This window comes from Photobacterium piscicola (assembly GCF_046058925.1).
In the GTDB taxonomy this organism is placed as follows: Bacteria; Pseudomonadota; Gammaproteobacteria; order Enterobacterales; family Vibrionaceae; genus Photobacterium; species Photobacterium piscicola.
In genome coordinates, this window is record NZ_CP175534.1 from 104,312 (window position 1) to 127,942 (window position 23,631).

At 42.4% G+C, this 23,631-nt stretch carries 23 protein-coding genes; 14 read left to right on the forward strand and 9 right to left on the reverse strand.

Going from position 1 to position 23,631, the window contains the following annotated elements:
- Positions 1–248: 248 nt before the first annotated feature.
- The 8 genes from aroQ (at position 249) to fis (ending at position 6,985) form a co-directional block, all read left to right on the forward strand.
- Positions 249–701, forward strand: a complete 453-nt coding sequence (gene aroQ / locus ACJZU6_RS00520; protein WP_080158695.1) for a type II 3-dehydroquinate dehydratase — start codon at positions 249–251, stop codon at positions 699–701.
- Between the two features lie 26 nt (positions 702–727).
- Positions 728–1,189 (forward strand): acetyl-CoA carboxylase biotin carboxyl carrier protein, encoded by a 462-nt coding sequence (gene accB, locus ACJZU6_RS00525; protein WP_080158696.1) that lies wholly within the window; start codon positions 728–730, stop codon positions 1,187–1,189.
- Between the two features lie 15 nt (positions 1,190–1,204).
- The gene (accC, locus tag ACJZU6_RS00530; RefSeq protein WP_080158697.1) at positions 1,205–2,548 is read left to right on the forward strand and encodes an acetyl-CoA carboxylase biotin carboxylase subunit; all 1,344 of its coding nucleotides are present in this window, start codon (positions 1,205–1,207) and stop codon (positions 2,546–2,548) included.
- Positions 2,549–2,743: 195 nt separating this feature from the next.
- On the forward strand, positions 2,744–3,025 hold the full coding sequence (locus tag ACJZU6_RS00535; protein WP_080158698.1) for a YhdT family protein: 282 nt from the start codon (positions 2,744–2,746) through the stop codon (positions 3,023–3,025).
- Positions 3,018–4,472: a sodium/pantothenate symporter gene (panF, locus tag ACJZU6_RS00540; RefSeq protein WP_080158699.1), complete on the forward strand. Its 1,455-nt coding sequence runs from the start codon at positions 3,018–3,020 to the stop codon at positions 4,470–4,472. The genes ACJZU6_RS00535 and panF overlap by 8 nt, the downstream gene beginning before the upstream one ends.
- Positions 4,473–4,638: 166 nt before the next feature.
- Positions 4,639–5,523 carry a 50S ribosomal protein L11 methyltransferase gene (prmA, locus tag ACJZU6_RS00545; protein ID WP_080158700.1) on the forward strand — a complete coding sequence of 295 codons (885 nt, stop codon included), beginning with the start codon at positions 4,639–4,641 and terminating at the stop codon, positions 5,521–5,523.
- Between the two features lie 176 nt (positions 5,524–5,699).
- Positions 5,700–6,665: a tRNA dihydrouridine synthase DusB gene (dusB, locus tag ACJZU6_RS00550; RefSeq protein ID WP_080158722.1), complete on the forward strand. Its 966-nt coding sequence runs from the start codon at positions 5,700–5,702 to the stop codon at positions 6,663–6,665.
- A gap of 23 nt (positions 6,666–6,688) precedes the next feature.
- Complete coding sequence (fis, locus tag ACJZU6_RS00555) at positions 6,689–6,985, forward strand: DNA-binding transcriptional regulator Fis (RefSeq protein ID WP_005372656.1); 297 nt, start codon at positions 6,689–6,691, stop codon at positions 6,983–6,985.
- Between the two features lie 838 nt (positions 6,986–7,823).
- Here fis and ACJZU6_RS00560 read toward each other — a convergent pair.
- Both ACJZU6_RS00560 and malX read right to left on the reverse strand, forming a co-directional pair.
- Positions 7,824–9,002, reverse strand: a complete 1,179-nt coding sequence (locus ACJZU6_RS00560) for a MalY/PatB family protein (protein ID WP_408900511.1) — start codon at positions 9,000–9,002, stop codon at positions 7,824–7,826.
- A gap of 66 nt (positions 9,003–9,068) precedes the next feature.
- On the reverse strand, positions 9,069–10,646 hold the full coding sequence (gene malX / locus ACJZU6_RS00565; RefSeq protein WP_080158702.1) for a maltose/glucose-specific PTS transporter subunit IIBC: 1,578 nt from the start codon (positions 10,644–10,646) through the stop codon (positions 9,069–9,071).
- A 284-nt stretch (positions 10,647–10,930) separates the two neighbouring features.
- Between malX and malI the strand changes: the two genes are divergently transcribed.
- Positions 10,931–11,959, forward strand: coding sequence for a Mal regulon transcriptional regulator MalI (malI, locus tag ACJZU6_RS00570; protein ID WP_080158703.1), 1,029 nt, complete (start codon positions 10,931–10,933; stop codon positions 11,957–11,959).
- A 69-nt stretch (positions 11,960–12,028) separates the two neighbouring features.
- Here the strand turns inward: malI and ACJZU6_RS00575 are convergent, their stop codons facing one another.
- On the reverse strand, positions 12,029–12,310 hold the full coding sequence (locus ACJZU6_RS00575; RefSeq protein ID WP_036788928.1) for a pyrimidine/purine nucleoside phosphorylase: 282 nt from the start codon (positions 12,308–12,310) through the stop codon (positions 12,029–12,031).
- A 183-nt stretch (positions 12,311–12,493) separates the two neighbouring features.
- On the opposite strand from ACJZU6_RS00575, the gene ACJZU6_RS00580 reads away from it, so the two are divergent.
- Positions 12,494–12,694: a hypothetical protein gene (locus tag ACJZU6_RS00580; protein WP_408900512.1), complete on the forward strand. Its 201-nt coding sequence runs from the start codon at positions 12,494–12,496 to the stop codon at positions 12,692–12,694.
- Here the strand turns inward: ACJZU6_RS00580 and zntR are convergent.
- Entirely contained in the window at positions 12,691–13,161 is a 471-nt protein-coding gene (zntR, locus tag ACJZU6_RS00585) for a Zn(2+)-responsive transcriptional regulator (RefSeq protein WP_408900513.1), read from the reverse strand. The two genes, ACJZU6_RS00580 and zntR, sit on opposite strands and share 4 nt — an antisense overlap.
- Positions 13,162–13,387: 226 nt before the next feature.
- On the opposite strand from zntR, the gene purH reads away from it, so the two are divergent.
- Both purH and purD read left to right on the forward strand, forming a co-directional pair.
- Complete coding sequence (purH, locus tag ACJZU6_RS00590; RefSeq protein ID WP_408900514.1) at positions 13,388–14,980, forward strand: bifunctional phosphoribosylaminoimidazolecarboxamide formyltransferase/IMP cyclohydrolase; 1,593 nt, start codon at positions 13,388–13,390, stop codon at positions 14,978–14,980.
- 109 nt (positions 14,981–15,089) lie between these two features.
- The gene (purD, locus tag ACJZU6_RS00595; RefSeq protein WP_327770154.1) at positions 15,090–16,376 is read left to right on the forward strand and encodes a phosphoribosylamine--glycine ligase; all 1,287 of its coding nucleotides are present in this window, start codon (positions 15,090–15,092) and stop codon (positions 16,374–16,376) included.
- An 83-nt stretch (positions 16,377–16,459) separates the two neighbouring features.
- Here the strand turns inward: purD and ACJZU6_RS00600 are convergent, their stop codons facing one another.
- Positions 16,460–17,134, reverse strand: a complete 675-nt coding sequence (locus tag ACJZU6_RS00600) for a DUF1481 domain-containing protein (RefSeq protein WP_080158708.1) — start codon at positions 17,132–17,134, stop codon at positions 16,460–16,462.
- Between the two features lie 43 nt (positions 17,135–17,177).
- Positions 17,178–17,450, reverse strand: coding sequence for a nucleoid-associated protein HU-alpha (gene hupA / locus ACJZU6_RS00605; protein WP_036788936.1), 273 nt, complete (start codon positions 17,448–17,450; stop codon positions 17,178–17,180).
- Positions 17,451–17,678: 228 nt separating this feature from the next.
- On the opposite strand from hupA, the gene ACJZU6_RS00610 reads away from it, so the two are divergent.
- Positions 17,679–18,737, forward strand: a complete 1,059-nt coding sequence (locus ACJZU6_RS00610) for a CNNM domain-containing protein (protein WP_080158709.1) — start codon at positions 17,679–17,681, stop codon at positions 18,735–18,737.
- Positions 18,738–18,841: 104 nt separating this feature from the next.
- Here the strand turns inward: ACJZU6_RS00610 and brnQ are convergent, their stop codons facing one another.
- Together brnQ and ACJZU6_RS00620 are read right to left on the reverse strand one after the other, a co-directional pair.
- The gene (brnQ, locus tag ACJZU6_RS00615; protein WP_408900515.1) at positions 18,842–20,146 is read right to left on the reverse strand and encodes a branched-chain amino acid transport system II carrier protein; all 1,305 of its coding nucleotides are present in this window, start codon (positions 20,144–20,146) and stop codon (positions 18,842–18,844) included.
- A gap of 583 nt (positions 20,147–20,729) precedes the next feature.
- Entirely contained in the window at positions 20,730–21,320 is a 591-nt protein-coding gene (locus ACJZU6_RS00620; RefSeq protein WP_080158711.1) for a YjaG family protein, read from the reverse strand.
- 67 nt (positions 21,321–21,387) lie between these two features.
- Between ACJZU6_RS00620 and ACJZU6_RS00625 the strand changes: the two genes are divergently transcribed.
- Positions 21,388–22,299 carry a D-2-hydroxyacid dehydrogenase gene (locus ACJZU6_RS00625; protein WP_408900516.1) on the forward strand — a complete coding sequence of 304 codons (912 nt, stop codon included), beginning with the start codon at positions 21,388–21,390 and terminating at the stop codon, positions 22,297–22,299.
- Between the two features lie 198 nt (positions 22,300–22,497).
- Here the strand turns inward: ACJZU6_RS00625 and hemE are convergent, their stop codons facing one another.
- Entirely contained in the window at positions 22,498–23,565 is a 1,068-nt protein-coding gene (gene hemE / locus ACJZU6_RS00630; RefSeq protein WP_408900517.1) for a uroporphyrinogen decarboxylase, read from the reverse strand.
- Positions 23,566–23,631: the final 66 nt, after the last annotated feature.

Here is a 23,631-nt window from a genome sequence, read left to right on the forward strand (position 1 = left end):
GCACTTAGTTACGTTACATTGACGTAGGATAAACGTATTAACATCTACTAACATTCTTACAACGGCTTACACCTGTTCGCGCAAAAAGTGGTGATTAGACCAGTATTTTGCTGCGATTTGCGTTGAATTCTCTATAATTGGTTCACAATTAATGTTTGGTAGTAAAAAAACGGACACATGGAAGTCAACTTGTAGATAGCCACAAGTTGTTCGAGTTTAACCTCATAAACAAGTGATGAGACCTCAAGATGCCAACCATTAAACGAATTTTACTGATTAATGGACCCAACCTAAATTTATTAGGTCTGCGTGAGCCTGAACATTATGGCCAGCAAACACTCACGCAACTGGTTCAGAAATTAACGACCAAAGCCGTCGATTTAGGCGTGGCATTAGAACACATTCAATCAAATGCGGAACACGAGTTAATTGATGCGATTCACCAAGCCTACGCTAACGTGGATTTCATTATTATAAACCCAGCAGCTTTCACTCACACTAGCGTTGCTATTCGTGATGCCTTACTTGGGGTTGCTATTCCGTTTATTGAAGTACATTTATCTAACGTTCACGCACGTGAACCTTTTCGTCATCACTCTTACTTATCGGATAAAGCGGTAGGCGTGATTTGTGGCCTTGGCCCTGACGGTTATGAATTCGCCCTACAGGCAGCGATTAATCGCCTGCATGCAGATAGCTAACTGAACAATATATAAAGAGAAAAATAATGGACATTCGTAAAATTAAGAAGCTAATTGAACTGGTTGAAGAATCTGGTATTGCAGAGCTAGAGATTTCTGAAGGTGAAGAATCTGTTCGAATCAGTCGTAGTGTTCCCGTCACTGCTATGCCACAACAATATGCTGTTGCTCCTATGGCGGCACCTGTTCAAGCAGCACCTGTAGCAGAAGCTCCTGCATCATTCCAAGCACCAGAAGCACCTGTTGTTGCACCTGGTCATAAAGTGCTTTCACCAATGGTAGGTACTTTCTACCGTGCACCAAGCCCAGAAGCAAAGAACTTCATTGAAGTCGGTCAATCAATCAACATTGGCGATACACTATGTATCGTTGAAGCAATGAAGATGATGAACCAAATTCAAGCAGACAAAGCAGGTAAAATCGTTGCAATTCTTGCTCAAGAAGGCGATGCAATTGAATTCGACCAACCGCTTGTAATCATCGAGTAATCGAGGCTCCTGGCTATGTTAGATAAATTAGTAATTGCGAACCGAGGTGAAATTGCACTTCGAATTCTTCGCGCATGTAAAGAACTAGGTATTAAAACCGTTGCGGTTCACTCAACCGCTGACCGTGATCTTAAGCACGTACTATTAGCAGATGAATCTGTTTGTATTGGTCCTGCTCGTGGTATTGATAGCTACCTTAATATTCCTCGCATTATCAGTGCGGCAGAAATCACTGGCGCAGTAGCGATTCACCCAGGTTACGGTTTCCTGTCTGAAAATGCAGATTTTGCAGAGCAAGTAGAACGTTCAGGTTTTATTTTTGTTGGCCCTAAAGCAGAAACTATTCGTCTAATGGGTGATAAAGTTTCAGCAATTAACGCCATGAAAAAAGCCGGTGTACCTTGTGTTCCCGGTTCTGACGGCCCACTTGATGACGATGAAGCGAAAAATAAATCTTTCGCTAAGCGTATTGGTTACCCAGTTATCATTAAAGCCTCTGGTGGCGGCGGTGGTCGTGGTATGCGTGTAGTTCGTTCTGAAAAAGAACTGACTGAAGCGATTGCGATGACTCGTGCAGAAGCAAAATCTTGCTTTAATAATGACATGGTTTACATGGAAAAATACCTTGAAAACCCACGTCATATCGAAGTTCAAGTTCTTGCTGACGGCCAAGGTGGCGCAATTCACTTAGGCGAACGTGACTGTTCAATGCAACGTCGCCACCAAAAAGTAGTTGAAGAAGCACCTGCACCTGGCATCACTGAAGAAATGCGTAAATACATCGGTGAACGTTGTACACGTGCATGTTTAGAAATCAATTACCGTGGCGCAGGTACATTTGAGTTCCTATATGAAAACGGTGAATTCTACTTCATTGAAATGAACACCCGTATTCAAGTTGAACACCCAGTGACTGAAATGGTAACCGGTGTTGATCTGATTAAAGAGCAATTACGTATTGCGGCAGGTCAACCATTGTCATTTAGCCAAAAAGATATTCAAATTCGAGGTCACGCGGTTGAATGTCGAATTAACGCAGAAGATCCTGAGCGCTTCCTACCTTGCCCAGGTACGATCACACGTTTCCACTCTCCAGGTGGTATGGGTATTCGTTGGGAATCTCACATCTATACTGGTTATACTGTACCGCCTTACTATGATTCAATGATTGGTAAGTTAATCGCTTATGGTGAAAACCGTGATGTGGCTATCTCACGTATGCGTAATGCATTAAGTGAAATGATCATTGATGGTATTAAAACCAATATTCCGCTTCAGCAAGATATTATGGCTGATGAGAACTTCCAAAAAGGTGGCGCTAACATCCACTACCTTGAGAAGAAGCTTGGTTTACAGTAATAACGTTATATGACATCAAAAGGCTGCCTAAGGGTGGCCTTTTTTATTTTTAACGCTGCCATCCCTTATTGGTTGGCGTTCTAGGCGTGGCATAAACCCCTATCTTTTGCCACAATAGCCCCCTTTTTTGACCGCTACCACTGATCCTCATCCTTCAGTAGTAGATTCTTTATCAATAATAACTGGAGAAACCGCATGAAAACGCTTTCTGCCCGCTACCGCCAAGCACATAAAGAAGCGTACTGGGCGATAGGACTCGCGTTAGCTTATTTTCTTTGGTGGTATGTTTCCGCCTATGGGTTTGCCCCCGCTATCAATGATCTCAGTATGCCAACCCTTTATTTTGGTTTCCCATTGTGGTTTTTACTGTCATGCATTGTCGGCCCAATTGTTTTTACCATCCTGTGTGCCTTGATGGTGAAATTTATTTACCGTGATCTCCCTCTTGAAATAACAGACGATAAACCACATGAATAGCCAACTTATCATTCCTTTAGTACTGTATTTAGCCGCTGTTTTTGGCGTTGCACTCTATACTCGCCGTTTTCAAGGTAAAGGGAACTTCTTAACTGAATATCTCGTCGGTGGCCGCAGTATGGGCGGTTTTGTTCTCGCTATGACCCTAGCGGCAACCTATGCCAGTGCCAGTACTTTTATTGGTGGACCAGGAGCCGCTTATAAAATGGGCCTAGGGTGGGTATTACTCGCCATGATCCAACTCCCTGCAGCATGGTTAACATTAGGTGTGCTTGGTAAAAAATTTGCCATTGAATCTCGCCGTCACAATGCGTTAACCCTCAATGATATTTTATATGCTCGCTACCAACACAAAGGCGTAGTGATTTTCGCCTCTTTATCATTATTATTGGCCTTTTTTGGCACCATGGTGGTGCAATTTGTTGGCGGAGCACGCTTACTACAAACCGTTACAGGGCTATCTTATACTCATGGTTTAATGCTATTTGCGATCACGGTTGGGCTCTATACCACCATTGGTGGCTTTCGCGCAGTCGTCATGACCGATACCATTCAAGGGATCATGATGATCATTGGTACGATCGCGCTGCTAGTCGGGATCGTTCACACGGGCGGCAGTATTGGTGCACTCGTCACCAAACTACACAGTATTGATCCAGCATTAGTCTCTCCTTACGGACCTCAGCATTTTTTAAGCCAACCTTTTATGCTGAGCTTTTGGATTTTAGTCTGTTTTGGCGTAATAGGTTTACCTCACGCCGCAGTTCGTTGTATGTCTTACAAAGACAGCCGTTCACTGCATAAAGGCATGGTAATCAGCACTATCATGGTTGCCCTATTAATGTTCGGTATGCACTTAGCTGGCGCACTCGGCCGTGCCATTGTGCCTAATATCGCCAGTCCAGACCAAATCATGCCAACCTTAATGGTGACAGTATTGCCACCAGCGGTTGCGGGGATTTTTTTAGCCGGACCGATGGCGGCTATTATGTCGACCATTGACTCTCAATTAATTCAAGCGTCAGCAACCTTACTTAAAGATTTATATATTAATTATATCAATCCTAAGATTGCTGAAGGTGAAGCCGCTGAAACCAAGCTACCTAAATTATCGTTATGGGTAACTGCTATTTTTTCGGCACTGGTGTTTGTGGCAGCAATGAACCCGCCCAATATGATTATCTGGCTCAATTTATTGGCGTTTGGTAGTTTACAGGCAGTATTCCTGTGGCCATTAGTACTCGGCCTTTATTGGGAAAAAGCCTCAGCAACGGGTGCCTTTGCTTCAATGATTGTCGGATTAACAACCTATCTAGCGCTATCATTAGGCAAGCCTGATATGGGGGGGATGCATGCAATTGTTCCCACATTAATTATTGGTTTACTCGCATTTATCATCGGCAGTTATGTTCGCCCAAATAAATTGAAACCCATCAAGGTTAACTAATATTTCATCGGTAATTACACCAACATAGCCGTAAATTAACCAGAGAGAGCCAATCGGCTCTCTCTTTTTTTATCGGTTGTTTAGCATCTGCTAATGGGGATTGGTGAAATTTCATGCTAAACTGCGCCCCCTATGTTCAAGTAGTCACAAAATAAGCGAATAAACCATGCCTTGGATTCAAATTAAACTGAACGCTACTGCAGAGAATGCAGAAGCAATTGGCGACATGCTAATGGAAGAGACTGGTGCTCTATCTGCCACTTTCCTTGACGCACAAGACACGCCAGTTTTCGAGCCAATGCCAGGCGAAACCCGCCTATGGGGCGATACTGATGTGATTGGTTTGTATGATGCTGAAGCCGACATGGATTTCGTGCTGAACATGCTAAAAAACAGCCCACTTATTGCTGATGATTTTGCATATAAAATCGAGCAGTTAGAAGATAAAGATTGGGAACGTGAATGGATGGATAACTTCCACCCAATGCGTTTTGGTCGTCGTTTATGGATCTGTCCAAGCTGGCGTGAAGCACCAGAACCAGAAGCCGTTAATGTACTGTTAGACCCAGGTTTAGCATTTGGTACAGGTACTCACCCAACCACATCATTGTGTCTTGAGTGGCTAGACGGTCAAGATCTAACCGGTAAAACCATCATCGATTTTGGTTGTGGTTCTGGTATTTTAGCCATTGCCGCACTGAAATTAGGCGCTGCAAAAGTGATTGGTATTGATATCGATCCACAAGCTATTTTAGCCTCTCGTGATAATGCTGAACGCAATGGTGTTTCAGATAATCTAGAGCTATATCTGCCACAAGATCAACCACAAGGTATTCAAGCCGATGTGGTAGTTGCTAACATTCTAGCCGGCCCATTGCGTGAATTATCACCAGTGATTAAGAGCTTGGTAAAAAATGGTGGTGACCTAGCAATTTCAGGTGTGCTTGAAAGCCAAGCTGAAGATGTTGCGACTTACTACAGCGATGAAATCACATTAGATCCAGTAATGGCACGCGAAGAGTGGTGTCGTATCTCGGGTCATAAAGCATAAAAATTACGGTAATTGGTTGCTGCTGTTGATTATTATTAATTAATTTAACGGGTCAATTGATTGAAAATCATGCGATTTTGACAAACAAAATCATCATGCTCAATTATTGGCCTTTTCAGCAGCGTAAAAAATGCGTAAAATGCGCGCCCTTACTGGCACAGTCAGGTAGAGACATTTTGCATATCGGTCCATATCAACTTAAAAACCAACTGATAGTCGCGCCAATGGCGGGTGTGACCGATCGGCCATTTCGTGAATTATGCCTTCGCTACGGTGCAGGCATGGCTGTTAGCGAGATGATGTCGTCGAATCCAGATCTCTGGAAAACGTCTAAATCGCTCAATCGTATGGTTCATGAAGGTGAATCAGGGATTCGCTCGGTTCAGATAGCAGGGGCTGATCCAAAATTGATGGCCGAAGCTGCGCAATTCAGTGTTGAGAACGGTGCGCAAATCATCGATATCAACATGGGATGCCCAGCCAAGAAAGTAAATAAACGATTAGCAGGTTCTGCGCTATTGCAGTATCCCAATCTTATCGAAGATATTCTTCGTACAGTCGTGGACGCAGTAGATGTTCCCGTGACGCTTAAAACCCGTACCGGTTGGGATCTGGACAACAGGAACTGTGTCAACATAGCCAAACTCGCCGAACAATGCGGCATACAAGCCCTCGCCCTTCATGGACGTACCAAAGCTTGTATGTACAAAGGTGAAGCGGAATATGACTACATTAGAGCGGTGAAACAAGCCATCTCGATCCCAGTTATCGCTAACGGTGATATCGATAGCCCGGAGAAAGCACGCTTTGTACTCGATTATACGGGTGCCGATGCTCTGATGATTGGCCGACCTGCACAAGGAAAGCCGTGGATTTTTAGAGAAATCCATCATTACTTAACAACCGGTGAACACCTCGCTGCGCCGTCAATTGATGAAGTTAGCGAAATTATGTTGGGGCATGTTAAGGCACTTCACCAATTTTATGGTGATTACCTAGGATTACGCATTGCACGTAAACACGTGTCTTGGTACTTGAAAGAACATGCACCTGCAGGTGATTTCCGCCGGACCTTCAACGCACTCGAGAATGCTCAACAGCAAATCGATGCGCTGCAAGGCTACTTCGAAAACGTTGCATAAATACTAGAAGAGCTTACAGAATTATGTTCGAACAAAATCTGACTTCCGAAGCGTTAACAGTAACAACTGTAACTTCACAAGACCAAATCACACAGAAACCATTACGTGATTCAGTGAAGGCATCCCTTAAAAACTACCTTGCTCAATTAAATGGTCAGGAAGTCGACGATCTGTACGAGCTTGTGCTTGCAGAAGTTGAACAACCACTACTAGACACTATCATGCAATACACTCGTGGTAACCAAACACGTGCTGCAACCATGATGGGTATCAACCGTGGTACGCTACGTAAGAAACTAAAGAAATACGGCATGAACTAAACCACACTGGTTTAATGATTGTAAAAAAGCCCATTTCATCGTGATGATGAAATGGGCTTTTTCATTATAGAAGGAAAAACACACTAGCTATATTTAATTTCAATACGCATATTTGAAAAATTTCTGCACATAATCACATTGGCGACACTGAACAATACGTCGAATAAAAAGGCGCTGGTAAAATTTGCGGTGTATTCTTTCAATATCATATGATTGACAGTTATTGCATTGACTCACATTCACCCCTTTAACATCACAATATACAACGTAAAGCATACTTCAAATACACTCAAAGTAAAACAAGTTGCATAATAATGGCGGTGTTGTTTGGTGCAAATAATGCCATTTAATCATCAATAGAGCGTTAAGCCCCTCTCGACATTAACATTTATTTTTATCATTTGATAAAAACGCCATTCATATAAATAAAATGATCCCTGTACAACAGCGATTTATAACAATAAAAAATGCGCATACGGCTTAAAATATATCAGGCTCAAAATTTAGTTATCTGATTTATTTAAAAACGTATACTTAAAGTCTTTATGGATATGACCGCATTCATTACAAATGGTGACACGTTTAATAAACAAACGTTGGAAGAATTTTCGATGTTTTCTGTCAATATCATAAGACTGACACTTACTGCATTTGCGCATAATTAATCTTCACTTAGTACATAAAAGTGTGCTTAATTATATCGTACCCGCCTAAATATGTATTCACTCAGGATATAGAAGTGCAGCCAATTATACGTTATTGGCCGCACTCACTACTGCAACGTAACTTGCCTTAACAAGGTCATCGTCTCAATAACATTAAATATCAATAACAACAATTAACGCTTTACCAGTTGATGTAATGCAGCGACCAGCGCTTGTACACCAATTTCCACCTTGCTACGTGGGCATCCAACATTTAAACGCACATGCCCAATTCCTTCCACGCCATAAGTATCACCACGCATAATCGCAACGCGGTACTCATTAATTAATAAATGCTGTAATGCATCCATATCAACATTAAGAGGACGTAAATCAATCCATGCCAAATAGGTTCCTTGCGGTACGCAGTAGTTAAGCTCAGGAAACGCGTATTCAAGCTGCTGTGCCACATAGTGTAAATTCGCTTGTAGATATTCTTTCAAGCTCTCTAGCCACTCCTCACCATCGTTATAGGCCGCTATATGCCCAATAACACCTAAAATAGACGGTGACGATAAACCATGTGCAGCTTTCAATTGGATTAAATAACGCTCACAAACCACAGAATCCGCAATAAAGGCATAGGCACCTGTTAATGCAGGAATATTAAATGACTTGGAGCCTGAAGATACTAATGCCCAATTATCATCCATTGCTACTGCTGGCCATGGAATATACTCATTAAAAGCCATATCCATATGGATATCATCAGAAATGACTTTCACTTGATGCAACTGGCAGATCTGCGCCATACGACTAAGTTCAGCCCGTGTCCACACCCGCCCTGTCGGGTTTTGAGGACTACACAATAGCAAGACCTTACACTCAGCACGTGCAGCTTGCGCCTCAAACTGTGGCCAATCAATCTCGTAACCACCACGATGAGTTTTCAGTAATGGACTAGTGAGCAACTGCCGTTGGTTGGCCTGAATCATATTCGCAAAGGCATCATAAGCAGGAGTATGAACTAAAATACCATCGCCAGTTTCAGTCCACTGCTGTACCAGCTGCGAAATAATATAAATAACCGATGGTCCATAAACAATATGATCAGGATTTATTTCAGTATGATAACGATGAGAAAACCATCCTGTAATAGCAGACTTAAAATCATGATGGTTCCAACGACTATAGCCAAACACGCCATGAGCTAACCGTGTCGTTAACGCTTGTTGAATACACGGCGCAACAGCAAAATCCATATCAGAAATCGTGAAGGGTAATAAATCATCGCTACCAAAACGATCAGCCACATAGTCCCATTGCGTACAATAAGTACCGTAGCGATTCACAGGCGTAGAAAAATCAAACATAACAACCTCGCAAGTAACCTTAAAAAATGTCAAAAAAAAGCGGAGCGTTAAGCTCCGCTCGTTACGTTATGCGCTAACAGGTAGCAGTCCTTGAATTTCGTTTTTAACCATATGAACCTGTGGCCCAATCACCACTTGTAAGTTATGTTCATCAAGCTTAACCACCCCTAAAGCACCATTAGCCTTTAGAACAGCATCATTGACTAAACTCATATCATTAACCGATAAGCGTAACCGCGTAATACAGTTATCTAACGAGACTAAATTATCAGCCCCGCCTAATGCCGCTAAAATTATATCGCCTTTATAGCCGGTGGTTTTTTCACCCGTTACAGCAAAGGCCAATGCTGCTTCAGTTTCAACTTCACGCCCTGGCGTTTTAAGATTAAAACGCGTAATTGCAAAGCGGAACACGCTGTAATAAACCACAAACCAAATCGCAGCAACTAACGGCACTAAATACCACTTTGTTGCCGTGCCTTGTAGCACACCAAAAATTAAGAAGTCGATGATATTACCATCAGTATTACCAATCGTTACCCCAAGCAAGCCCATCACCATAAAGCCAACTCCAGTTAAAATCGCATGCACGACATACAACGCAGGAGCAACAAACAGGAACAAAAATTCTAATGGCTCGGTGATACCACCAATAATACAAGCAATCACACCTGATAATAATAATGCTTTAACCTTGCTACGATTCTCAAGGCGCGCACAATGGTACATCGCTAAAGCTGCACCAGGTAACCCCCCTAAGAAGACCGGCATTTTACCTTGTGATAAAAAGGCAGTTGCAGAGCCAGAGAAGCCTTGAGACGTTGGACATGCTAGTTCTGAATAGAAAATATTCAGCGCACCACTGACCGTTTTACCACACACTTCTAACGAACCACCCGCCTCAGTAAAACGTACTAAAGCAACTAAAACATGATGCAAACCAAAAGGTAACAACAAGCGTTCACCAGTACCAAATAAGAATGGACCAAACGGACCAGCATGAGAAATCAAGTTACCAATACCAGTAATACCCATCGCGAAATATGGCCACACCACAGGAACGACTAAACCAACCACACCCAAGACTAAAGTTGAAATGATAGGAACAAAACGCGCCCCCCCAAAGAAAGCCAATGCATCCGGCATCTTATAGGTATAAAAACGTGCATGCAGTTTAGCAACGATAATACCGACAATGACCGCCCCTAAAATACCAGTATCAATCGATTCAACCCCAAGAATTGACTTAACCCCATACGCTTTTTCTGCCGTTGGATCGCCAATAACACCCGCAACGGTTAAATAGAAATTAATCGAAAGATTTAATGCGGAATAACCGACAAAGCCAGCAAAAGCAGCGACGCCCTTTTCTTCTCGCGCAAGCCCCAGAGGAATCGCAACCGCAAACATAATAGGTAGATAAATAAAGGCCACTAGACCAATTTTAGTCATCCACATAAACAATAATTGCAAAATGGTGTTATCTAAAAAAGGCATGCTCTCTTTTACAGCAGCACTCGACAGTGAACTACCGATCCCCAATAAAATACCTGAGAACGCCAATAATGCGACAGGAAGCATGAAGGTTTTACCTAAGCTTTGGAAAAATTCCCACAGCGTCGTTTTAGGTGCAGATTTAGCCATAATAAATCACTCACTACCGATACAGTCAACGTCAATAATAAAGAGGTAAATCGTTTTAGCTCTTTATTGAAAAAAAACGTCGACAAAGATGAGCTCAAGACTTCTGCCAACGCTTTTGATAAATTACGCAATCAATGATAAAACGTTTTACCTATTTTTATCGCTAACAAGATCACGGAAATATAGCGCGTTAGCACCCATTTCCAAATTTGTGATCCTGTTAGAATAATCACTATCAATCTAACATTTTCAAATGCAACAACATGAATAGGAAACATTCACTTATGGCGAGTAAGACACCCAAAATAAAAATAACTGATGTCGCAGCCTATGCTGATGTATCTGTCTCTACCGTCTCATTAGTGCTCAGTAATAAAGGTCGAATATCAACCGCAACCATTGATAAAGTGAATCAAGCTGTCGCTGATTTAGGCTATGTTCGTAATACTGCGGCGGCAAATTTACGCACATCTCACTCCAATTTGATCGGATTGGTATTAGCCGATATTACCGATCCTTTTTATACAGAGATTACCGCAGGTATTAGTGAGGTATTAGAACAACAAGGGTATTTATTATTTTTAGCGCAATCGAATCATAATCCGCAAAAACTAATCCAATGTGTACAATCGATGATTCAGCAAGGTGTCGCAGGTATCGCTTTTAGCCCTGAAAGAGAAGCAACCGCAACGGTTATTACCATGGCACAACAAGCAGGGATCCCTGCCATCTGTTTAGCACGAGCAACAGTTAACAACGACGTTGATTATATCGCTCCAGATAATCACCAAGCTGCTGTTATTGCCAGTCAATATTTAATTAAGCAAGGCCATCGTCATATCGCTTATGTGGGAGGATCTGGGGAGTCTTTAACGCGTGCAGAACGCTTAGGGGGCTTTGGTAGTACATTGATCCAATATGGATTGCCATTTAAAAATGAATGGATCATTGAAGCTGGAAATCAACAATTACATGCAGCAACAACGGTACAGCAGTTATTAACTCAGCACCCCAAAATAACCGCGATCTTATGTCATAGTCCCACTGTCGCATTAGGGGCTATATATGGTGTCAAACGGTGCGGGAAAAGTGTTGGAAAAGATAATTATATTGATCAACAGGTCGCGATCATTAGTTTTGATGATATTGCAGAAGCCACATTAAGCCAACCATCATTGACCGTTGTAAGTTCACCCGTCAGAAATATTGGCTATCAAGCTGGTCAGCGCTTACTTATGCGAATGAAAGCAAATGATAGTGCCGTTCAGCATATAATCCTCACACCACAACTTATCTGCCGCGATTCAGCCTAATAACCGCAACCAATAAAAAAGCTTCGCCATAACGAAGCTTTTTTATTTATAATTTAGCAGCGATATACCTTATAGGTAATCACACAAGTAGGCTGTGGTCTTGGTCACTTTTACATGGAATGCGCTATCACCAGGCACTTCAAAATCATCACCAGCACCATAAGTTTCCCAATCAACATGACCCGGAAGTTTTACGGTAAGCTCGCCTTTTACGACAGTCATACGCTCAGGGGCCGCGGTTGAAAAAGTATATTCACCTGCTACCATCACACCAACACTGGCATGATCACCGGCAGATTCAAAGCCAACAGATTTCACTTGGCCATCAAAATATTCATTCACTTTTAACATTGAATTTCCTTATTGCTAAACAGGTAAAGCAAATTTTAGAAGCCCTGAAACTATCACAATTTCAAATGAACCACTAACGAAAAATATTCGTCAAAAATATGACGTACTGGGCCAGTTTTCACTTGGATCTACACTAAAAAGTACTACACTGGAGCCCATCGCTATTTGTTGGAATTATTGACATTGAAAAAGATAACCATCGCAGCCCTTATTATAAGCACCTTTGCTGTAGTCGGTTGTTCAAGCCAAAATAAGCAAGATCTCAAACAAGGCTTAACTGAGGTCGGTCATGCTACTCGTGATGCAACCAAAGCTACTGGTCATTTCTTTCGAGACACAACCAAAGATGTGATCAGTAATGTCAAACAAGCCACCAGCGATTAATGACCACATTGGCATTGCCCTGAATGACAAGGCTCAGGTTTTACTTCAGGGTTTGCCATATCATCACTGTCATTCAACGCACCAAGAATAGAACAATGGCTAGCGTCATCATTACGATGACCACAACAAGCGTCATTGATCTTTTTTAACGCGCCACGGATCCGTTGTAGTTCAGCAATTTTACTATCCACTTCATTCAATTTAGCCTGCGTAATCGCTTTAACTTCAGCACAACTATGTTGACTTGCTTCAAGACGAATATCCAATAACTCACATATTTCACCGAGACTCAAACCAATCGCTTTTGCCCGTAAAATAAATTTAACCCGTGATAAGTTATCCTCACTATAGAGGCGATAACCACTGTCACTTCTACCCGCAGGTTCAATCAACCCATTCTTTTCATAAAAACGTAATGTATCACTACTGACATTACATAATTTTGCTAGTTGCCCTATTAAATACATTTAAACGTCCTTTCGACTACCTCGATATTTCAGTGATCACACTCAAATAGCAAACGTTTGCGCAATATCGATATTCATGTAGAATAGGCATCAGATTGATACATATCGTTTACTTATTTTTAGCTTTGCTCGATTTTAGCCGAGGATATTTCTCAACGCCAATCTAATCCCAGTAGATTGGTATTGAAAAATATCCTATTCACTGTGTATTAGAGAGATGGTAGCAATGGAAAACGTTCGTCCTATTCGCCGTGCGCTGCTCAGCGTATCAGACAAAACTGGTATTGTTGAATTCGCTCACGGCCTCGCCAATCGCGGCATAGAGATCTTATCTACGGGTGGTACCGCTCGTTTACTTGCAGAACAAAACATTGCAGTTACTGAGGTTTCAGATTACACCCACTTTCCTGAGATGATGGATGGCCGTGTAAAAACCCTACACCCTAAAGTACACGGTGGTGTTTTAGGCCGCCGTGGCATTGATGATGCGATCATGGCACAACACGGTATAAACCCCATTGATATGGTGGTAGTTAACCTCTATCCGTTTGCCGAAACCGTTGCTAACCCTCATTGCAGTTTAGAAGATGCAGTAGAAAATATTGATATTGGCGGGCCAACCATGGTGCGCTCAGCGGCTAAAAACCACAAAGACGTAACGATTGTGGTCAATGCTGACGATTATGATCGCGTCCTTACTGAAATGAGTGCCAATAACGGCTCATTAACTCAGGCGACACGGTTTGATTTAGCTATTGCTGCATTTGAACATACTGCCGCTTACGACGGTATGATAGCCAACTACTTCGGTACTATGGTGCCTTCTTACGGCGATAACAAAGAAGGAGATCAAGAGTCAACGTTCCCCCGCACTTTCAATCAACAGTTCGAGAAAAAACAAGATATGCGCTACGGGGAAAACAGCCACCAAGCAGCCGCATTCTATGTTGAAGCACACCCACAAGAAGCCTCGGTTGCTACAGCAACGCAACTACAAGGTAAGGCGCTTTCATACAACAACATTGCCGATACTGACGCGGCACTTGAGTGTGTTAAAGAATTTGACCTTCCTGCCTGTGTGATTGTAAAACACGCCAACCCATGCGGTGTCGCTCTAGGTGAGAATCTGCTTGAAGCCTACGATCGCGCTTACAAAACCGACCCTACCTCTGCCTTTGGTGGCATTATTGCTTTTAACCGTGAACTTGATGCAGCAACCGCACAAGCTATCGTTGATCGCCAATTTGTTGAAGTGATCATTGCGCCTAAAGTCTCACCACAAGCAACAGCGATTATCGCTGCTAAGAAAAACTTACGCCTACTTGAGTGTGGTCAATGGTCGACTAAAACTACCGGTTTTGATGTTAAACGTGTCAATGGTGGCTTATTAGTTCAAGATCGTGACCAAGGCATGGTATCGGTAAATGATCTCACAGTGGTATCAAAGCGCCAACCAACCGCTGACGAATTACGTGATGCACTATTTTGCTGGAAAGTGGCGAAATATGTTAAATCGAACGCGATTGTCTATGCCAAAGGCAATATGACTATCGGTGTCGGTGCCGGTCAAATGAGCCGCGTTTATTCTGCCAAAATTGCCGGCATTAAAGCCGCTGACGAAAATCTGGAAGTGGCGGGCAGTGTGATGGCATCAGATGCGTTCTTCCCTTTCCGTGATGGTATTGATGCCGCAGCAGAAGCGGGGATTACCTGTGTTATTCAACCGGGAGGCTCTATGCGTGATGATGAAGTCATTGCAGCGGCAGATGAACACGGCATGGCAATGGTGTTTACTGGTATGCGTCACTTCCGCCACTAAGTTGTTATCACTGACTTAAGTGAGCAAACAATGTCGATTTAGTCTCTGCTCTTTTATTATAAAGAGCAGAGATTTTTAAGTATTTAGCGTAAAGCAATAAGGATTAACGATGAAAGTACTGATCATTGGTAACGGTGGCCGCGAACACGCACTGGGTTGGAAAGTCGCACAAAATCCAACGGTAGAAAAAATCTTCATCGCCCCAGGTAATGCTGGCACTGCCCTTGAACCAAAATTAGAAAATATTGATATTAGCGTTGAGAATATTACTGGTTTAGTTGCGTTTGCGCAGAACAATCACATCGAACTGACTATTGTTGGCCCAGAAGTACCATTAGTGATTGGTGTCGTTGATGCCTTTCGTGCTGCTGGATTAGCCATTTTTGGCCCGACTCAAGCCGCAGCGCAACTTGAAGGTTCTAAAGCGTTCACTAAAGATTTTTTAGCTCGCCACAACATTCCAACCGCTGATTACCAAAACTTTACTGAAATTGAACCTGCTTTAGCTTATTTAAAACAAAAAGGCGCACCGATTGTAGTCAAAGCCGATGGTCTCGCGGCAGGTAAAGGCGTAATTGTTGCCATGACAGAACAAGAAGCCGAAGCTGCTGTACGCGATATGTTAGCTGGTAATGCCTTTGGTGAAGCCGGACATCGGGTTGTGATAGAAGAGTTTCTTGATGGCGAAGAAGCCAGCTTCATCGTCATGGTCGACGGTAAAAACGTTTTACCGATGGCCACCAGCCAAGATCATAAACGCGTCGGTAATGGCGATACAGGTCCCAACACTGGCGGTATGGGCGCTTACTCACCAGCCCCCGTTGTTACGCAACAAATTCATGATCGCGTGATGAAAGAAGTGATCTATCCTACCGTTGAAGGTATGGCGGCAGAAGGCGCTCCTTACACTGGCTTTCTCTACGCCGGTTTGATGGTAATGGCTGACGGCACCCCAAAAGTGATTGAATATAACTGCCGTTTTGGCGATCCAGAAACGCAACCGATTATGCTACGGATGCAATCAGATTTGGTTGAGCTTTGCTTAGCTGCCATTGATGGCAAACTTGATAGCGTTGAGTCAAAATGGGATCCTCGCGCGGCTATTGGAATTGTACTAGCTGCTGGCGGTTATCCTGCCGATTATAACAAAGGCGATATTATTAACGGCTTACCTCAACAAGAATTAGCGGGAGAAAAAATATTCCATGCAGGTACCACCAATAATGTTCACGGTGATGTCATCACTAATGGTGGCCGAGTGTTATGTGCGACGGCAATGGGTGATACCGTTCTAGCAGCACAACAACGTGCTTATGCATTAGCACAGCAAATCTCATGGAATGGCATGTTCTATCGTGATGATATTGGCTATCGTGCCATTGCTCGCGAACAATAACCCCTCCACGTCAATCCTAAAAAAACGCGCTCACAGGGCGCGTTTTTTTATAACGAATAAATATTGAACAGAAATGAAACAGATCAGTCTTTCAATAAATTCGGTGCTACCAAACACTGCTGCTGTTGGCGTTGCAGTAACACATCATCAACCACCAATTGCTGTTGTCGTAATTGACCACTGACGGCCATATACCCCTGACCTGATAGTTTTTCAGCCGACGCTTGAGCAACTACCTCGATCGGTTGTTGCTGCTGACACGGAATAAATTGCTGCTGTTGCCAATGCCCTTGTACCCATGTTTGCTGACGATCAGACAGTTGTTCGACGGTGGCTGCTAATGCTTGTGCTTGCTGGCGTAATTTATCAATTTTCTCATTGGATAGCGGAAGGATATTTTGCCCTTGCTGGTAACGCTGAAATACCGCTAAACCATGGCTATCAAATCGTAATTGCAACTGAAATGGAATAAGGCTGCCATCGATACGTTGCTGACCCTGTTGATAGAGCTCAAACAGCTGTCCTGAACGCCAACGGTAGTTAGCTTGATATTGTCCTTGATTTGGAGTGAAAACACGCTCACTGAGCGTTATAGGCTGATCAGGACGAAAGGTATACCAATAAAAATGAGGGCCATCAGTTGCCATTTGAGCAACAGTGACAGTTTTAGGCGTAATTACTGCATTTTCAGCCATGTCGCTTGCCGCACAGCCTGTAAGTAAAAATACAACCGCCAGAGAAAGCGTTAGACGTGTCATAAAAAAAACGCCAGTCGCAAATGCAAACCGGCGCTATTTTCAATTACTTTAACGCGTCTTTAAGTGCCTTGCCCGCTACAAACGCAGGAACGTTAGCAGCAGCAATTTGAATTTCCGCACCTGTTTGAGGGTTACGGCCAGTGCGAGCTGCACGATGATTCACTTTAAATGTACCAAAGCCAATTAGTTGAACCTGGTCGCCATCTTTTAGCGCATCAGTAACGCCTTCAAGAGTAGCTTCCAATGCTAATTTTGCTTGTGCTTTCGACAAATCTGCTTTTTCTGCGATCAGGTCAATCAGTTGGGTCTTGTTCATTAGGTTTCCCTTCTAAGGTTTTGGGCTTAATACCGCCCAACTCTAATTCAAAAGAAGCCTGTGTGGCAAAGGTTTGTCGGCTTTTATCTGTCTAAATGGAGACTCTTTAACCATAAACTGAGCTAAAGTTCACAAAATGTTACTAATAACATTCAAAAAAGAGTTGTTTTTATTTCCACCAGCCCCGATTAATATAGCCGAAATTCGCTGATTAATTGACAGGTTGATATGGTACTGCTTACGATTTACATCTCTGTAGCAATAGGGGTGTCGTTTATTTGTTCCGTTTTAGAAGCGGTTTTATTGAGTATTTCGCCGGGATATATCGGTACTTTACGTCAACAAAACCACCCCGCAGCAGCTAAACTTGCCGCACTCAAAGATAATATAGATCGACCCTTAGCCTCAATCTTAACCCTAAATACTGTGGCCCATACCGTGGGTGCTGCAACCGCAGGTGCGCAAGCGACCGTTGTCTTTGGTAGTGAATGGCTGGGGGTATTCTCTGGTGCACTTACCGTTGGTATTTTATTACTGTCAGAAATCATTCCTAAAACTATTGGTGCAACCTATTGGCGTCAATTAGCACCAACCAGTGCCATTTTATTACGTTGGATGGTGATTGTATTAATGCCACTCGTATGGATATCAGAACAAATCACCCGTCGTTTGGCGCATGGTCACGTCCAACCCAAGCTACGAGATGAATTATCAGCCATGGCAATGCTAGCCCACGAATCAGGCGAATTGGGTGCTGGCGAGTCGAAAATCCTCACCAACCTACTGCAATTTAAAGATGTCAGCGTCACCAAGATCATGACCCCGCGTCCGGTATTATTCCGTGTCAATGCTGAGCAAACCATCAACGAATTTTTAACCAAACATAAAAGTAGCCCGTTCTCACGCCCATTAGTGTTCAGCGAGCAAAGCGACAACATTGTCGGGTTTGTGCATCGCTTAGAATTGTTTGCAGAAAGCCAAGCAGGTAAAGGTGGTCAAGAGCTGGGAGCATTAATGCGCCCTCTACCAGTAATAATGAATAATGTCAGTGTACCAAAGGCATTTGAGCGCTTAATGAAAGAGCGCTCACAGTTAATTCTTATCGTTGATGAATACGGCACTGTCCAAGGGCTTGTTACTCTGGAAGATATTTTTGAAAGTTTAGTTGGCGAAGAAATCGTTGATGAAGCCGATAAAAACACCGACATGCAGCAGTTAGCTTATCAACGTTGGGATAAGTGGAAGAAAAAACATAAGATGATTGAAAATAATGATGACGATATTTAAAACACATCATTAATACTAGCCACAAAAAAGGGACCATAAACGGTCCCTTTTTATTATTCTTCTTCTGTCATTAATAACGATAACAGCTAATTACAATTTACCGATCAGTTGTTATCCACACAATAACTATAACCACTCAGACGACTCACCATCCAGCCCGCTATCAACACCAATACTGTCGGTAAAACCCAGCCAGCATAATAATGATATAACGGTAAGTGTGCCGTTAAAGCGTTATCAACCGCCGTAGGCATCACACCAAGAATATGAGCCGCATCAACACAACCAAATACCGCAGCGGTTGCCACCACCGTCAATACCGCAGCTTGAGATAATTGATGGCGCAGTGGCGCAATCATTAATAACACAATCGCAATGGGGTGTAATGCCACCACAACAGGTAAGGTCACTTCTAATAACTGTGCTAAACCAACATTCGCAATAAGACCTGATAGCGCCATAATTACCCACACACTTTTAGAGTAAGTGACTTTACTAAAGCTGCGACTATAAAATTCACTGCCTGCTGTTGTCACACCAATCGCGGTCGTCAAACAAGCTAGCACCAATACCGACCCTAAAATGATGGTACCAAAAGCGCCAAAATGTAAGTTAGTAAATGCCGTTAATATTTCACCGCCATTTGCAAAGCCAGTGCCTAAGTCTGCACTGGTCACACCAATATACGCCAATGACAAATACACTAATGCCATCGCTGATGCATACATGATCGCAGCAATAAAAGTATATTTAGCGATAGCTTTAGGGCACTTAACCCCCATCCCTTCAATCGCTCTAAAGATCACCCAGCCAAAGCCAATCGAACCAAGTGCATCCATCGTCATGTAACCTTGTGTCATTCCCTCTGCCATCGCGCCAGTCGCATAAGGGCCAGAAACAACATGCACCTCTCCTGATGGATACAACAACGCAACCACGGCCATAATCGTTAAAATAGTCAACAATACTGGTGTTAACCATTTCCCCAAGCTATTTACCAACTTCCCTGGATATAACGAAAATAAAATCGCCGCGAAACAAAACACAATTGAAAATGGAATTAAGCCACTATCACCAATAAATGGCGCCAAACTAAATTGATAAGCAACGGTAATAGTACGAGGAATAATAAAGGCTGGACCGATAACAATAAACAACATCACCCAAAAGCCAGTTGCTAATGGTTTAGGCAACGCAGCGGTTAAGTTATCAGAACCGCGTACCCAAGCCACAATCACTAATGCTATTGCAGGTAAGCCAACGCCTGTTAATAAAAAGCCCGCCATACCGCTAAGAAAATTATCTCCAGCTTGGTAACCTAAATAAGGAGGAAAAATTAAATTTCCCGCGCCTAAATACATGGCAAAAGTCATGAAGCCTAAGGCGGCGATATTACGTGCACTTAACATAGTATTCCTTGGTAATTACTTTGCAGCTTGGAGAAAGCGAGATGGGATGTTACGTAGTAGATCCTGCTAGCTTGCTCACAAGCTGACAGAAAAATAGGTATGGCCTGTCAGCCTTGAATAAGATTCAAAGAGAGCAGGAGGAGCGAAGTCGCCATTGATTTGCAAATAGCAACGATAGTTGGACTGAAGCAAGATATAACAACGGTTACAGTAGAATGTTTCATATTTGCCTCCTTCTAACTAACAGACCACGAATGGCGTAACTGAAGCGCTACGCAGTGGTTATGTTATAAACGCCAACGGACTACGATTACAATAGCCAAAACAAAATAAGTGGAATGGCGTAAACTTTATCCTCCAAGCAGTCATATTCACTGCTTTTAAAGTTTCAAATTAGCATAAACAACTGAAGTTAATTCAACATTTTTTTAACATAAAACATCAATTGCCTAATTATCACATCACAAACAGCATTTATTCATTACAGTTCAAATAATAATTAACCTAAATCACACTAAAAAAAATAACACTGAATAAAAAAAAAGAAGCCCATCGGCTTCTTTTTTTATTTCGTTAATAACGATTAATTACATTCAATACCGATATTACTAATTGGCTCATCACGTAACTCCGCACGCAGATCTTTAATTAAATCGATATCACGACGCTCTGCTTCTTTTAGCGCGCGGAAAATTTCCCACTGAGTATCCCACTCTGCGCATACTGCTTCATTTTGTTTTTGATTGTCGTTAGTAATTTCAATGCCTGTTTGTGCAGACTCTAAATCCGCCACAGTTTCGGCAGATAGAGCACTTAACTTAACGACAGTTTCCATCATCAGATCACGATCTAACATCGCATGTAAAAGATCTGCAAGTGCTACACAAGCATCAATCGCGGGGCGCACGGCATACAGATCATAATCGTTTTCACTTGGTACCATGTCTTCTAACTTTTCAAGCTGACTTTCAAAGTTAATTTTGGCATTTTTAACCGTGAGGATCTCCCACACGCTATCTAAGATCACTCGGTAACGTTGACCATCAGTAAACTGTGTTTCAGCACAGAAAAAAGCGTAGTTCGGATACATACGCTCACATAACGACACCATAAAAGTCAGATGTTGCCAAGGTTCTAATTTTTCTAAACGTAACTGGATTGGATTCTTAAGCATGGGATAATCTACAGTAGTGATTTAGGTTGAAGTTTACTTGATAAACGAAAGCTACAAAAGGAAAAGCATGATCAAAGTTAAGATCGTCTCTCGGCAACAGCAACGTTATGTACAATTGCTGACTAACGCGCAGCTACCTCTGTTGAAAATAACAGAAGATCCGCAACAAGCCACCGTATTGCTTGCAGATCCTCCATTGATAGCCCCCCATTTAGCAAAATATCCACATCTACAATGGCTACAATCCACTTATGCTGGTATTGATGCGCTGATTAAACCCGAGATTAGACAAAATTATCAACTGACTAATATTCGCGGGATCTTTGGTCCGTTGATCGCCGAATATATTTTAGGCCATATTCTCAACCACCAGCGTCATTTTCATCAATATAAAGTGCAACAACAGCAATCACATTGGCAATCACATCCTTATCAATCCATGGTAGGTAAAACCATGGTGATTATCGGCACAGGCACTATTGGGCAACACTTAGCAAAGGTTGGAACAGTACTTGGCTGCCATATCATTGGTGTAAACCGCAATGGTATCGCTGCCAGCGCTGATTTTCAGCAAACCTATGCTATTACCGACTTAAACACCGCTCTGACTCAAGCCGATTATGTCATTTCAGTTTTACCCGCAACCGCTGACACCGATGATCTTTTTGATCAAGATAGCTTTAGTTGTTGCAAAAATGCGCTATTTTTCAATGTCGGTCGAGGTAATGCTGTTAATGAACAAGCACTAATAATGGCACTTGAGCAACAATATATTACTCATGCCTTTATTGATGTATTCAAAACAGAACCCCTTACGCCAGATCACATTTTTTGGCACCACCCAAAGATCACCATTACGCCGCACATTGCAGCAGAAAGCTTTCCAGAACAAGTATTTACTATCTTTAAAGCTAACTACTTCCGTTTTCAACAACAGCAAAAACTTAACTATCTTATTGATTTTAAAAGAGGTTATTAATAGATTAGACCACTAACCATTAACACTATCAGTAGTTTACACTTATATAACAATGACGATCCTAGCAAGATCCTACTTGCTTTGTATGTCTTTTTTAAACGCCATAAAATAATGACAAAAAAAACCACACCAAGATGGTGTGGTTTTTATCAACCTAAGCTTCAATACACCGCTTACAGCGTACTTCTAAAGCAATAATTATTTATGGTATGGCTTTGATAGCTCATGCACCGCATCAACAAACACACCCGCGTTTTCAGGTGGCACATCAAGATGAATACCATGGCCTAAGTTAAATACGTGACCGGTACCTGTATCACCAAAACCTTCTAAGATAGTCGCAACTTCTTGACGAATACGTTCAGGTTGAGCATAAAGTACTGATGGATCCATATTACCCTGAAGGGCAACTTTATCACCAACACGACGTTTAGCATCATGAATATCAATCGTCCAATCTAAGCCAATTGCATCACAACCCGTCGCGGCAATTTGCTCAAGCCACATGCCACCATTTTTAGTAAATAGCGTCACAGGTACACGGCGACCATCATTCTCACGAATTAAACCATCGACAATTTTATGCATGTAACGTAATGAGAATTCATTGTAATCGCGAGGGGTTAATACACCGCCCCACGTATCAAATACCATTACCGCTTGCGCACCAGCTTTGATTTGAGCATTTAAATACTCAATCACACTATCAGCCAATTTATCTAGCAATAAATGTAATGTTTGCGGCTCAGCGTACATCATCTTTTTGATCTTAGTGAAAGCTTTAGAACTACCACCTTCAACCATATATGTCGCTAGTGTCCATGGGCTACCAGAGAAACCAATTAATGGCACTTCACCTTGCAAATCATGACGAATTTGGCGTACTGCATTCATCACATATTGCAATTCGCCTTCAGGATCAGGAATACCAATGCGTTCAACATCAGCTTTGCAGGTAATTGGGTGACTAAATTTAGGGCCTTCACCGGCTTCAAAATATAATCCCAATCCCATTGCATCAGGAATAGTTAAAATATCAGAAAATAAAATTGCCGCATCCAATGGAAAACGTTTCAAAGGCTGAAGGGTAACTTCACTGGCTAATTCAGCATTTTTACATAGCGACATGAAGTCACCAGCAACACCGCGTGTTGCACGATACTCAGGTAAGTAACGTCCAGCCTGACGCATCATCCATACAGGTGTGCAATCTACAGGCTGCTTTAGCAACGCACGTAGGTAGCGGTCATTCTTTAATTCGCTCATTTGAGACTCCACGGGTTAATTCTGGGTCATATTGTAGCACTCATTAATCTTAACAACCGAGTGCAA